At 27.7% G+C, this 14,531-nt stretch carries 12 protein-coding genes; 10 read left to right on the top strand and 2 right to left on the bottom strand.

The features are described from left to right. Positions 1-181: 181 nt before the first annotated feature. From psyc5s11_RS24625 to psyc5s11_RS24595, 7 genes are all read left to right on the top strand, one after another. Positions 182-1,399 carry a hypothetical protein gene (locus tag psyc5s11_RS24625; RefSeq protein WP_224035097.1) on the top strand — a complete coding sequence of 406 codons (1,218 nt, stop codon included), beginning with the start codon at positions 182-184 and terminating at the stop codon, positions 1,397-1,399. 522 nt (positions 1,400-1,921) lie between these two features. Continuing rightward, complete coding sequence (locus psyc5s11_RS24620) at positions 1,922-2,791, top strand: IS1/IS1595 family N-terminal zinc-binding domain-containing protein (protein ID WP_224035096.1); 870 nt, start codon at positions 1,922-1,924, stop codon at positions 2,789-2,791. Between the two features lie 386 nt (positions 2,792-3,177). Further along, the gene (locus tag psyc5s11_RS24615; RefSeq protein WP_224035095.1) at positions 3,178-4,332 is read left to right on the top strand and encodes an AlbA family DNA-binding domain-containing protein; all 1,155 of its coding nucleotides are present in this window, start codon (positions 3,178-3,180) and stop codon (positions 4,330-4,332) included. Between the two features lie 191 nt (positions 4,333-4,523). Then, on the top strand, positions 4,524-5,744 hold the full coding sequence (tyrS, locus tag psyc5s11_RS24610) for a tyrosine--tRNA ligase (RefSeq protein ID WP_224035094.1): 1,221 nt from the start codon (positions 4,524-4,526) through the stop codon (positions 5,742-5,744). 320 nt (positions 5,745-6,064) lie between these two features. Continuing rightward, entirely contained in the window at positions 6,065-7,975 is a 1,911-nt protein-coding gene (locus tag psyc5s11_RS24605; RefSeq protein ID WP_224035093.1) for a flagellar hook-length control protein FliK, read from the top strand. 79 nt (positions 7,976-8,054) lie between these two features. Beyond that, positions 8,055-8,312: an EscU/YscU/HrcU family type III secretion system export apparatus switch protein gene (locus psyc5s11_RS24600; RefSeq protein WP_224035092.1), complete on the top strand. Its 258-nt coding sequence runs from the start codon at positions 8,055-8,057 to the stop codon at positions 8,310-8,312. 94 nt (positions 8,313-8,406) lie between these two features. Next, a complete protein-coding gene (locus tag psyc5s11_RS24595) occupies positions 8,407-9,096 on the top strand; it encodes a metallophosphoesterase (protein ID WP_224035091.1) in 690 nt (229 codons plus the stop codon). 134 nt (positions 9,097-9,230) lie between these two features. On the opposite strand, the gene psyc5s11_RS24590 is transcribed toward psyc5s11_RS24595, so the two are convergent. Next, the gene (locus psyc5s11_RS24590) at positions 9,231-10,178 is read right to left on the bottom strand and encodes a methyl-accepting chemotaxis protein (RefSeq protein ID WP_224035090.1); all 948 of its coding nucleotides are present in this window, start codon (positions 10,176-10,178) and stop codon (positions 9,231-9,233) included. 36 nt (positions 10,179-10,214) lie between these two features. Next, complete coding sequence (locus psyc5s11_RS24585) at positions 10,215-10,895, bottom strand: DUF2225 domain-containing protein (protein ID WP_224035089.1); 681 nt, start codon at positions 10,893-10,895, stop codon at positions 10,215-10,217. 400 nt (positions 10,896-11,295) lie between these two features. Here psyc5s11_RS24585 and psyc5s11_RS24580 point away from each other — a divergent pair, with 400 nt between their 5' ends. The 3 genes from psyc5s11_RS24580 to psyc5s11_RS24570 all read left to right on the top strand — a co-directional run bounded on the left by psyc5s11_RS24580 (position 11,296) and on the right by psyc5s11_RS24570 (position 14,198). Next, a complete protein-coding gene (locus psyc5s11_RS24580) occupies positions 11,296-12,087 on the top strand; it encodes a GTP pyrophosphokinase (protein WP_224035088.1) in 792 nt (263 codons plus the stop codon). A 201-nt stretch (positions 12,088-12,288) separates the two neighbouring features. After that, positions 12,289-13,068: a hypothetical protein gene (locus tag psyc5s11_RS24575; RefSeq protein ID WP_224035087.1), complete on the top strand. Its 780-nt coding sequence runs from the start codon at positions 12,289-12,291 to the stop codon at positions 13,066-13,068. Positions 13,069-13,112: 44 nt separating this feature from the next. After that, positions 13,113-14,198 (top strand): AAA family ATPase, encoded by a 1,086-nt coding sequence (locus psyc5s11_RS24570; RefSeq protein WP_224035086.1) that lies wholly within the window; start codon positions 13,113-13,115, stop codon positions 14,196-14,198. The last annotated feature ends 333 nt before the right edge of the window (positions 14,199-14,531 follow it).

The raw sequence follows: 14,531 nt of genomic DNA, 5'->3' as shown, positions 1-14,531 counted from the left end.
AACGTTTGAAATATGAAAAAAGTAATATGTTTCATAGAAGATATATTCTAAATAGGTAGTTAAGCAGTATTTTATATATTATAAAATATTGAATAATTTTAGTAAAACTACAAAACATGAAAATCTCATTAGATATAGCAAACTTTTTGAATATGTCTAAATTTCATTAGGGGGAATTGCAATGAAACATATAAGTAAAACTATGATTATCGGATTTATAGCAGTAGCAGTTATAGTAAGTGGATGTGCTAAAACAAAAGAAATTAAGGTTTCGGAGGACGTAAAAAAGGATGCTCTGATAAAAGCTGAGGATAATAAACTTAGAAATGAACCTGTATTAAAAGAAAAATTAAATGGATTAGATAATCAAGATATACTATTTTGGATAGATGACGAGAATCTTTTAACAGCAGAAAGAACAGAAGAAAAAGTAATTTTATATAGTTATAATTTGGAGAGTGAACAGAGCACTAAAATATTAAATGAAAAGAATATAACAAGAATATATGGTAAGGAGAAGGATGGGATAATATTACTTGGAAATACAAAACAAGCATTTGTATATGATGTTAAGGAAAGAAAACTTGAAGAAGTATTAGACCTTGATAAAGAATTTAAAGATGGATTTCCATGGATTAAAGATTCAAAAGAGAAAATGGATTTAGGGTTGATTCGTGTGCAGTTAATTAAAGATGGTTATATTTCGTATATTAGCAATATAAAATTAAAAGATACAGCAGAGGATACAGCAAAATATACAATACTAAATTACAAAGATAATAAAAAAAATACCATTGAAGCAGGTTATTCTATGGCTGGAATTAATTGCAAATTTGATTTAACAGGTAAAAATGTTTATATAGGAGGAGAATTTTCTGAATTAACCAAATTAAATTTGGAAACGGGAGAGAAATCATCTATGGAATTAAGTATGCCAATAATCAAAAATGTGTTTGAAGATGGAACCTTATTAGTTGATTGCACAGAAGAAAATCGAAAAAAATATGATAAAGATAGAATATATTATGATAAAGATAGAATATATAGGGTAGATTTTGATAATAATAAAATCACTAGATATAATGAAAATTATGAAGGAAAAAATTTAGTAATTCAATCAATAGATTATAAAAATGAATTTGTTTGTTATACATATTTGGGTGATGGTGAAGATAGAAATAAAAATATAGCTATGTACGGAAAATTAGATGGAAATAAATTTGTTGTAACAGATAAATTATTTAAAAATAATGAAAAAGAGGGCTATAATACTACTAGGGACTTTATTTTTAGCCCAGATCACAACAAATTTATTACTGATGTTACCATACAAAAAGTGGATGATAGCACTAATAAATCTACAGCAAAAAAGGATGAATATCTTTTTGAATTAAAATAGTATTTATATTATGTTGCAATTAACAATGTACAATTGATGCCCTTTATGGGTAGTCTGTGACCAATTATGGTTGAAGCTCAAAGAGAAAGTTCATGTGTCCAAATATAAAAGCTATAAAGAGAAAGTTCGGGATCCCAAATATAAAATTTAGACTCTCACTTTTTGGACATTCACTTTTCCGTACAGGATTTCTTGAATTTATAATGTAGAATTAATAGGGCTGTTTCAAAATGATTTTTAAAATTATTTTGAAACAGCTTCTTTTTATTGGTCTATTGGAAATTATAACGATGAAAATTTATCAATTATTATTTAAATAACTTAATTATTCACCATCACATAGTAATATTTATTTCCGTAGTGGCTGTTTTAAAGAAATGTTGTTAATATGTTTAGAAATTGAATTATATGTCAAGTATTAAAAAGGAAGTAAATATGTATTTTAGTTAACAATAAGTGTAAGTACTAACTGCAATTTGAATATTAATAAAAATTAAAGACTATAGTAAGAGGTGAACCTTTTTGATACAAAAAAGTGTGAATTTAAATGAATTAAAAGAGCATATAAATAGTTTTTTGGAAAAAGAAATTTATAAAAATAAGAATATTGAATGCTGTCCAATTTGTGGCGGGAAAAAACATATTAAATATGGGTCATATAAGGGAATACAAAGATATAAATGTAAAAAATGTGAAAGAACTTTCTCAAATACTACAAATTCACTATGGAGTTATTCAAAGAAAGATCTAAATAAATGGATAAAATTTGTTGAATTAATGATAAAAAGGAAGTCATTACGGTTTTGTGCTGCTAAATTAAAAATAAGTTTAGGAACAGCATTTTATTGGAGACATAAAATCTTGCATGGATTAAAAGTAGATAGCATACCAAATAAACTAGAAGGAGCTGTACATATTAATAAAACAATAGTAGTAGAAAACTTTAAGGGATGTCGAAATATAACAACAACTAAAAGAAGTAATATTTGGATTATAGCAGCAAAAGGAGACGAAGATTCAATGCTTGTTCTGCCTGCATTCAAGGATTGTTGGATGAGGGGAATATTTTATGAAAAAGTATACTCTAAAATCCAAAAAGGATCTTATATTGTTCCATATAACGACAGATATATTACTGCAATAGCAAAAGAACACAACAAAAAGTCATTAAAAGAAAGAAAAGAGGATGACAGGGTAGGATATATTATGATGAATATAATGAGATGGTTTAGCCCTTATAAAGGAATTGCTACAAAGTATTTGGAAGAATATCTTTCGTTCTTTGTATTATTTAATTTGGATAAAATGATCGATTATGTTGATATCATATCTTACTTGTCTTTTGGAGAAAAATTTATACGTACAAAAGACATAGGATTAAAGAACAAGTAAAACTAAGCTTGTACTAAAGAACTAAAACTAACTTGTAGATGAGTGAATAAATTAGGCTTTAGATATTATAATTATTAACAACATTTTTTTAGAACACTCAGCATGGAATTTAAATAGCATATACTAAGCCATTTGGTATAGTAGATTTCTATTCTTTAACAGCCCCATTTGTGAGTATAGACTTATGGTTTAAATTTAAAAACATAATAACTGGGTACTTTAATTGAAATGAAAAATGCATTAAGATAAGAGGATAAAGTATAATATATAGTTAATTAGTAAACTTAGATGATATAAAAAGAGATAATTATTAATTAACAAAAATAATAAGAAAAGTGAGCAAAAATGATTAGACATTTTATAGGGATAGGAGGATTACATTATTTATGGATATCAAAAAGTTACTCTCTTTGATAAAAAGGGAAGAAGGCATCAAGTTAGATTTCAAATTGAGATTAGAACTTTATAGTGAAACAGGAAAAAAAGAATTAACTAAGGATATATGTGCTATAGCTAATTCAAGTGGTGGACGAGGATATATAATTGTTGGAATTAAGGATAAAAGCAAAGAGATTATAGGTTTGCAAGAAGACGATATATTTAAAGAAGAGCAAATACAACAAATAATAACAACAAGATGTGAACCACCTATACCTATAGAAGTAGATTTTATTGATATTAAAGATAAGAAAATAGGAGTGATATCAATTTATGATGGCGGCCAAAAACCTTATCAAGTAAGGGACAATGGGGCTTTCTATATAAGAAGAGGATCTACGACAGATGTAATGAGAAAGCAAGAACTAATAGCTTTATTTGAAGAAAACCTAAGTTTAACAATTGAAACTTGTCCACTAATAAGAAGTGATATTGAAATGTTAGATATGGAATTAGTTAATAAGTACTTTAATAAAAAGGGAATTGAAGTTAATGAAGAAAATAGAAAGTTTTTATTACTCAGTGCTGGAATAGCATTTGAGCATAAGGAAAATTCACCTCTTAAATGCACTTATGGAGGATTACTCGTGTTTTCTGATAAAAACTATCTATATATTCCTAATAATATGATAAAAATCACCAATAATTTAAATAGTATTTGTGGGGAGCTACACATAATTCAAGGAAATCTTTTATCTATGGTTGACAAAGCAGAAGAAAAAATAAAAGAAATTTTACCTAAGGATTATCCAGTGCAAGCTGTAATCGAAGCAGTAAAAAATGCAGTATTATATAGAGAGTACTTTGATTTAAATAAAATAATTGAGATAACTATAGATGAAAACAAGATTGTAATTTCAAGTCCAGGTGAATTTATAGGTGAAAACATTAAAGGTGAAAGAACCAATTACAATAAAAGAAATATTTGGCTTTATGAAAAATTAATTGCGATAGATGAAAAAAAGAGATTTTTAAGTAGTGGAAGGGGATTTATGGTTATTAGAGATTCATTTAATGGAAAAGGAAAGGGAAAAGTTAAATTTATTAATTCTAGAACAGAGCATAACTTCAAGGTAATATTACCAGGAGTGAAGAATAAATAAAGTACCATTTTGAACTTAGATATCTAGAATTGTTGCTAAAAGTTAATGTTGAGGATATACTATAATAAGTGATTCTACCATGAAATGACACATAATATCATGGTATGCAATAAACTTTAAATTTGAGAATATAAACTTATTTTATATTAGGCACAATCAAATAAATAACAAGATTTTTAGGAGGTACTATAATGGCAAACGTATTAGATGAGCTATTAGAAAGAGGATACATAAAACAATTTACCCATGAAGAGGAAACAAGAAAATTATTAGAAAATGAGAAGGTAACTTTTTATATAGGCTTTGACCCAACAGCAGATAGCTTACATGTAGGACATTTTATAGCTATGATGTTTATGTCACATATGCAAAAAGCAGGACATAGACCAATAGCTTTAATTGGTGGCGGAACAGCTATGGTTGGAGATCCAAGTGGTAAAACTGATATGAGAAAAATGCTTACAAAAGAAGATATACAACATAATGTTGATTCTATCAAAAAGCAAATGGAAAGATTTATAGATTTCTCTGATGATAAAGCATTAATTGTAAACAATGCAGATTGGTTATTAAATCTTAATTATGTTGATTTCTTAAGAGAAGTAGGGGTTCATTTTTCAGTAAATAGAATGCTAAGTGCTGAATGTTTTAAACAAAGATTAGAAAAAGGATTATCATTTTTAGAATTTAACTACATGATAATGCAAGGATATGATTTTTATGTTTTAAATCAAAAATATGGTTGTAAGATGGAACTTGGTGGAGATGACCAATGGTCTAACATGATAGCTGGTGTTGAGCTTGTAAGAAGAAAAGCTGAAGGTGATGCAATGGCTATGACTTGTACTCTACTCACTAACAGCCAAGGTCAAAAGATGGGTAAAACTGTTGGAGGAGCATTATGGTTAAATCCAGAAAAAACTTCTCCATATGATTTTTATCAATATTGGAGAAATGTAGATGATGCAGACGTACAAAAGTGTTTAGCGTTATTAACATTTGTGCCAATGGAGGAAGTAAGAAGACTTGGAAGCTTAGAGGGGTCTGAAATAAATACTGCTAAGAAGGTACTTGCATATGAAGTAACAAAGCTTGTTCACGGCGAAGATGAAGCTAAAAAAGCAGAAGAAGCAGCAGTGGCTCTATTTGCAGGTGGAGCTGATATGTCAAATGTGCCAACAGTAACAATAACTAAAGAAGAAATTGGATTACCAATATTAGATATTATGGCTAGCACTAAGATTTTACCATCTAAAAAAGAAGGTAGAAGATTAATTGAACAAGGTGGACTTACTATTAATGGAGCTAAGGTTGACGATGTAAATAGAACCTTGAATCAAGAAGATTTCCAAGATGGAGCTGCTTTGATTAAAAGAGGTAAGAAGAATTACAATAAAATAGAAGTTAAATAATTTAAAGTATTAAGCCCATAAGAATCAAGGGATTTTTCACATCCCTAATCAGAATTCTGGAAGGCAGAAAAAATACTGTAAGAAAAAAGCTATCTGTTTAACGGATAGCTTTTTTGATTATGGAGAAGAATATTACCATAAATATGGTTCAACATATATATGGTGAAGAATATAATTAAAATTTGTATACAAAACATTGATATAAGGCACAATTAAAATATAATTTATCAACATTATATTTTAAAGTTAATTTATGCTTTTTTTATACGATAAATATATTAGAGTAGAGTGAAGTATAAGTTAGTAGGGGAGAAGAGAATATGCCAGGAATTTATAATATAAATAATGGATACAATGTAAATACTAAGAAAGTTTCTAGCAAGTTAACTTTTGAAGTCGGGGAAAAGTTTACGGGAAGAGTGGTTTCAAAGGGAGATGGCAAGGATGTTACAATAAAGCTCGCAGATGGATGGCAATTCATTGCAGAACTTGAGGGCAATGTTGATTTAGATGACATCAAACTAGTTAAATTTCAAGTAGATGGATTTCAAAATGGAAAATTAAATTTAAAATTAGTAAAAGGAAATGAAAATGAAGAAACAATTGGAGATGAAAATTTCCAAGATGTTATTGAAAAAGAAGGCCTTTCCAAGGACGATATTGATGTTTTGAAAAAAATGGTTAAGAATAATATTCCATTAACTAAAGAGAATATAAATCAAATTAAAGGATTAATTCAATTTAGTGAAAAAATGGCTTCTAATCCAAAAGAAATAGATAACTTTATTCAAACATATCTTCAAAGCAAAGATATACCAGTTGATAGTGAACAAGGGCAAGCTGTTAAGCAATTGCTTACAAAATTTTTAGGTGAATTTAAAAAAATGACACCAGAAGATATACTTGCATTTGTAGAGAACAAATTGGAGTTTTCAGAAGAAAACATAACTAGTTTTAATAAGTTATTTAAAGGAGATTCTTCAATAGAGCAAATTCTTAAAAAAATAAGTAATTCTTTAGACTCACTAGATATTTCAGATGCTATTTCAGATGATAATATTGAAACTATAATGAATAATAAATTAATAAACAAAGAAGCAGAATCAAGTAAAAATGCGACCTTAGCATCAAAAACTTATAATGAAAATGATCCATTAACTAAAAAAATAAATATATTAGATGTGTTAAAAACACTAGCAGGAAGTGAAAACAGTGAACTAGATATGGTTCAAAAAAATGCTGGCAAAGAAAGTAATAATGCGGCCAAAGAAAGTAATACTGTTGAAAAAGTAAATCTTTCAACAGTATTGACTAAAACATTAGATGATCCGGAAGCAGTAAAATTGATTAAGGATACTATTGGAAATAGTTTAACAACTAGTGATGCGCCTAAGACTCAAGCAGAAAGCCTTATAGAAGCAACAAATAAAACGAAGTTAGAAGGAATATTGAGTAACATAGAAGGCAAAGAAGTTAAAATTACAGATAGTGAATTTAAAGAATTTAAAGAGTTATTAAATAATAAAATTGCAGGAAAAGAAGTTGTGCAAGATAATGTAGTTAATGATAAGAATAGTATTCAACCTAAAGAGGCTTCAGTAAATATTGTAAAAGAAACAGTTATAAATAAAGAAATCTTAGGGAAGTTTAATATTCAGAATTTAGGGATGGGTAGCTTAGATAATAAAGAAGCAATAAAAGTTGAAATGAAGAATAATATTGATAAGATAAGGGATATAGTGAAAAATTTAATAGCTCAAACAGATTCCAAAGACGTGGGATATGAAAAGATAATGAATTTAGTAAAAGCAAATATTAGTGACATTAAAGTATTCAATTCTATTAGTGATGAATATTATTATTTAAATATTCCTATAACAGCAGAAAACACAGAATATCCTTGTAAACTTATAATAAAAGATAATAGAAAAGATGGCAAAAAAATAGATTCAACTAATGCAAAAATGGTTGTTAGTGTTAAAACTATAAATTTAGGAGAAGTTGATGGCTATGTGACTATGAGAGAAAATAAAATTGATGTAAAATTAAAATGTGAAAGAGATTTCACTTCTGTTTTAAATAATAATAAGTCAAAATTACTTGATGGATTAGCTTCACTGGGGTTATTTGTTAATGTAAGTGTATCAGCAAAAGAGAAACCTATAGATTTAGTCAGTTGTAGAAGTTTCTTTAACGATTTAACTATTTCTACTATTGATATTAAGGTATAATTTAATCAGTTAACAATTAACAATTAACAATTAACAGTTAATTGTGCACTGTTAATTGAAGCTAGGGGTGTACAAAGAAATGAATCAGAGAAAAAAGGCAGTAGCATTAAAATATGAATTTAATAGTGACGCTCCAATAGTTACAGCATCAGGAATTGGTCACATTGCAGATAATATTATTCAAAGAGCAACAGAAAATGATGTACCAATAGCATATAATAAAGAATTAACTGATTTATTATGCAATGTAGATGTTGGAAATGAAATTCCAACAGAACTATATGAAGCAGTAGCACATGTAATAGCTTTTCTTACAGATTTAGATAAGAAGAGATAAGATGAGGCATATTCCATAAAATAACAAGTCAGTATGCTAGTCTATTTTGACTTGTTATTTTATTGCATATGCAAGGCAGAAAGGTGATAAATAAATGGCACTTTATACTATTTCAGATTTGCACTTAGGATTTAATGTTGAAAAGCCAATGGATATTTTTGGGGATAAATGGAAAGATCATGCCCATAAGATAAAAGAAAATTGGCTTAGTAAAATAACAGAAGAGGATATGGTGCTTATAGCTGGAGACATTTCTTGGTCTTTGAAAGAACAAGACAGTAAATATGATTTGGATTGGATAAATGAATTACCGGGGAAAAAGATTATAAGTAAAGGCAATCATGATTATTGGTGGGGAAGTATTGCAAAGCTAAATAGTATGTATGAAAACACTAAATTCCTTCAAAATAATTTTTATGTTTATGAGGATTATGCTATATGTGGAACTAGAGGATGGATGTGCCCTGATGGAGATAAACATAGCGCTAAGGATGAAAAAATATACAATAGAGAGCAAATAAGATTAAGGCTTTCTTTAGATGCTGCTAAGAACAAAGGATTTGAAAAGATTATAGTTATGCTTCATTATCCTCCAACAAATGAAAAGTTTGAGGAATCTGAATTTACCAAGATAATAAAAGAGTATAAGGTGGAGAAGGTTATCTATGGACATCTACATGGACCAGTATTACTTGGAAAATTATTAAATGGATATTTTGATGAAGTGGAATACATATTAACATCAGCAGATTATCTTGATTTTAACCCTAAAAAAATTAAGTGATAAGTACTTTAAAAAGATGATTTTGTTTGAATCACTTACTCAGTAAGCGAATATGAGAGCCTGGTTTCCTTAAGTACATAATAATAAGCTATCTAAAAAATTAGATAGCTTATTATTATGTACTTAATTCACAATTATAATAAATTTGTTATTGAATTACTAATATTTTTTATAGCATCTTTTTGAGTATTTAGACCTGAAGCAATTTCCTTAGATAAAGCTTGATTCTCTTGAAAAAGAACACTAATATTATCAACTGATGATATTACATTATCTTTTTGTTCAGAAGCAGTAGTTAAGTTTTCTATAGATGTAGTAATTTCTTCAGCTGCATCTTCAATAGAAGCTTTTATGTCAGAAAAACTATTTTTAGCATCTTCTAATGAATTGTGTTGAATACTTAATGCAGAATTACCAGAATTCATAGCATTAGATGCTTTTATAATATCTACTTTAATTTCCTCTAATATGCTAGTTATACTTTGAACAGCAAGTTTTGAATTTTCAGCAAGCTTTCTAACTTCACCTGCAACAACAGAAAATCCTTTACCAGCTTCACCGGCTCTAGCTGCTTCTATAGCTGCATTTAATGATAAAAGATTAGTTTGAGTTGCTATTTGACTTATAGAATCAGTTATACTATTTACAGATTCTAGTTTTGATACTAATGCATTTACTGTTGAAGTTGAAATTGTGAATGCATTTTCTAAGTCGTTTAGTGATGTATCTAAATGACCTATGGTATTTAAACCAGTATCAGCTAGTTTGTCAGTATCTAATACTTTAATATGGACATTAGTAATATTAATTGCTAAATCCTCCATATTTGAACTGAAATTAGATAATATATTTTTAGCAGTATTTAGTTCTTTATGTTGAGATTCACTATGCGATACCAATGATGAAGCAGAAGATGTAATATCAACAATAGAATTATCTATTATATCAGCCTTATCCTTCAAGACATTAATCTTATTACTTAAATCCTTTTGATTGGAATCAAAATTAGTATTGCTACTTTCATTTTGAGAAATTTGTGAAAATGTATCCTTATTAGCTTGTTTGTTTTTAAAAATACCCATTATATGTTCCCCCTTATTAAAAATAAAAATTAAATTTTAAACATCTGCAGCTTTAATCAAATCTTTGCCAATACGAGCCATTTCTTTAATCTTATAAGAAGAATTTATACTAACAATAGTCTTTGAAAACCACAATAATGCATTTTGGTAGTCTCCTAATTTTCTGTTTAATTCACCAAGTAGATACATTAAAGAATCTCTTTGCAATCCATATATAGGAAAAGCTTCTTTTATATATGCATCATTAAAACCTTCAAGGGCTTGCTTTAAAAATAGTGTTTCTTGGGCATTGTTACCTAATAACCTATTCATCCAAGCAATTTTTAATGAAATCATGCCTTTGGTACTATCTGGAAGATTGATAAGCATGGCGTTTAGCAAAGCTAGTTTATAACGCTCAATTGCTAATTTTTCATCTAAAATATCAGGATATTGTCTTGGTTTCCATTTTGGAGTTACATTGCTGAAAACAAGTTCTTTTTTATGAGATTTAATATTTTCGAAGTCTGATTTCATTGCAGCATAACCACAAGAATTACATATCACTACATCATAAAAATATGGATTTGCAACTGAATATCTTACAAAAAAATCAGAATCTTTGGAATTAACCCTCGGCGACTTAGATTTTACAGTTTTAACTTTAAAATTTGCGTCACAAACAGGACAAATTACCTGTTTATCAAATAGATGATTTAGTATGTCAGTATCGTTCATTATTTAGTCACCTCATTAAAAGTACAATAATTAAAAAAATTTTTCAATATTTTATATAGATTATACCATATTAAACGCATTCATAAATAGATTAAAAAAATTTTTTCAATTATTATGAAGAATATAAATTATGTGATGATATTAATGAATTATTGTAAGTAAGCAAGTGTTTAATGCATATGGAAGTTATTACAACAGATGTGGAAGAGATTATTTTAATAAATGGAAAAAGAATTTATATTATATATAAGTGCATATTTTTTTATTATTAATTACACATAATTTAAAGTTTTTGATATAATGGATAAGAATGATATTGAGAAATGATATTAGGCATATAAAAAAATAGTAAAATATGTTATGTATATTTTTGTAATGTGTCTTTTTAAAGGGTGGTATTATGGCAATAAATGATTGGAAGATTTTTTTAATGCCTTACGAGCAAGCAGTAGATGAGCTTAAGGTTAAATTAAAATCAATTAGAAAAGAATATAGAAAAAAAAATGAGTATTCACCTATAGAATTTGTAACAGGAAGAGTAAAAGAAGTATCAAGTATGTTAGAAAAAGCTAACAAATTTGAAATTCCAATAGACAGAGTTAGGTATGAGCTTGAGGATATTGCAGGCATAAGAGTAATGTGCCAATTTGTTGATGATATAGATACTGTTGTTGAAATATTAAGAGGACGCAGGGACATGCAAATTATTTATGAAAAAGATTATGTGAAAAATGTTAAAGAAAGTGGATATAGAAGTTATCATATGATAATAAAATATCCGGTAAATATGGCAGAAGGAGTAGTTGAAATCTTAGCAGAATTTCAAATAAGAACATTAGCAATGAACTTCTGGGCAACAATTGAACATTCTCTTAATTATAAATACAAACAACATATACCCGAACAATTAAAAGAAAAGCTTAAGCGCTCTGCAGATGCAGCATTTAGATTAGATGAAGAGATGCTAGAGATTAAAGATGAAATTAAAGATGCTCAAAAATTATTTGAAGTTAAATCTCATTTGATTTCAAACATAATGAATTCTCTATTGACATTGATTTCATTAGGTAAAGAAGCAGAAGCATCTAGATATCAAAAGACTTTAAATAAGCTTATAGAAGAGGGTGAAGTTTGGGAATTGAACAGTTTGCTTTTTTCTGTTAAGAAAGAAATTGAAAAATATAAAGATTAAGAAGGAATATTCTAAATCGTATATCCTACCACAGAAATAAAGGGTACTCTGATGCACAAAAGAGTACCCTTTATTTGTTTTCATGTGCCTAAAATGTTGAATGTACCTAAATAGAAGTGTATTATAGATTTAGATTATCATGCAAAGGAGGTCAACTTTAGTGAGGTTTGCACGTATAAACTATCGCACTAAAGATAATATATGAATAGAGAAGAAATATTACTAAAATTGAAAAATAATCCTGAATATATTAAAGAATTAACTGAAGTAGATGAAGAATTAGAATTATTTATAGTTAAGAGTAATGGTAATAATATTAAGTATATTGAAAATCCCAAAAAAGAAGTTCAAAAGCAAGCTATTAAGAACACTCCTCTATCTGTTAAATATATTAAAAATGTTGATAAAGAGATTGGGATAATGTGTGTTAAAAGTTTATGGAATTCATTAGAATTAATAAATAATCCAAATGAAGAAATAGTAGAAGAAGCTATTAAAACTAAGGGTTGGGCTATACAGTTTGTAAAAGAACCAAGTGAGAAATTGCAGCTACTCGCAGTAAGTAAAGACTATGATTCAATTAAGTATATAGAAAATCCGTCTGAAAAGGTTCAACTAGTAGCCATAGAAAATTATTATGTAGCAATTAGATTTATAAAAAATCCAAGTCTAAAAGCTAAGGTAAAAGCTGTAATATCGAATGGAGAAGCTATAAATTATATTTCTAATTATGATTTAGATGATGTAAAGGTATTTATCTATGAAAATATAAATGTAGTCAAGTATATTTATGAAAGTATTGATATAGATATGGTTGTTGATATTCTTAAGCAAAAAATTAAAGATGAAAATATTGAAAACAAATACATTGAAGATTTCTTGGAATTAGAGATTTTGGAGATGGATAAAATCAATTTTGTTAGGGAATATGGAAGCAAGAATGCTAAAAAACTATTAGTAGATTATAAATTATCAATGTAAAAATGATGAATGATTAATTAATTAATAGAATAGAGGTGGGAATTTTGAACTATTCAGAATGTCTAAGTACAGTAGATCTAATAATTGCAACAAATGATGTCCCTTTAATTATAGGAGAAAGCGGAGTTGGTAAAACTTCTTTAGTTAAATACATAGCTAAAAATAATAAATACTATTTAGTTACAATAGATGCTAATTTATTAAAGGAAGGAGAAATTGGAGGATTACCTGTAGTTGAAAATAGAACGACTATATATGCAACACATAATAAACTTATTGAAATTGAAAAAGCATTAAAAGAAGATGAAAACATAAATGTTATTTTATTTATAGATGAATTAAATAGATGCGATCATGCAGTAGCACAGGAACTTATGAATCTTATTTTAAATAGAGAAATTAATGGGTATATATTAGATGAAAGAGTTAAGGTAATTGCAGCAATGAATCCTTCTAATAAAAATGATGGCTTTAATAATAGCCAATATGATGTTGTAGATATGGATCCTGCTCAAGAGGATAGATTTGTGTGGGTGAATCTTGATTCAGATATTAAGGAATGGATTAAGTGGGGGATGAGCTTTGACGGAAATATTAATGAACATATTATAGAATTTTTGTCTACTTTCCCAGAATATTTACATATGCCTAGTAGCGAAGAATCTATAAAGGCAACACCAAGGAGTTGGGAGAGAATATCTAAAGCATATGAAATATATTTAAAAAATAAAGAAAAGTATTCTTTTAATATATTTTTAAATGTTGTAAAAGGAAATGTTGGAGTAAATATTGCAAATGATTTTGGAAACTTTTTGCTTAATTTAAAAAAGCCTTTAATAAAGGTGGAAGACATATTTAATAATGAAATTTTAAATTTTGAATTAAAAGAAAAGATAGAAAGAGAAAATCATTCAAGATTATACATATTAGCAAAAAATTCATTAAGGTATTTAGAAGATAGGCCTATAGAAAATAATCTAAAACTGTTTTCAGAACTTCTAAATTTATATCCTAGGGATTTAAGACTTGGATTAATGAAAGAAATAAAAAGAGATTATAAGGATGGAATATATAAAGAATTATTAGAAAATGAAGAGTTCCTAGATGCATTTTTCAATATATTCAAATAAGTATTTATAGATAACCACAGTGGAACTCATACTTATGCCTACATCCGCCGAAATTGAATACATATTTATTCCGTAGGACTGTGAAAATTTCGCTGGAAGCATTCTAAATGGGAGGTTGCACCCATTATAGTTTGCTCCAAATGTAAAATTCGGACAAACTATAATGGAACAACCTCCCATTAAGAAGCTTCAGCAGCTTATTTTCAATGCCTACTTCATAAATATGTATCCAATTTCTCTGCTTGGATATGCTCCTAAGTATAGTAAATGTTGAATATAATACCAAGCATAAGTAAAATTTCAGTTGTAAGTATCTATATTAGGCATAGCAAT

Origin of the sequence: Clostridium gelidum (genome assembly GCF_019977655.1) — a bacterium.
GTDB lineage: Bacteria > Bacillota > Clostridia > Clostridiales > Clostridiaceae > Clostridium > Clostridium gelidum.
Note: the sequence above shows the minus strand (reverse complement) of the source record. Positions and strands in the feature narration are given on the sequence as shown.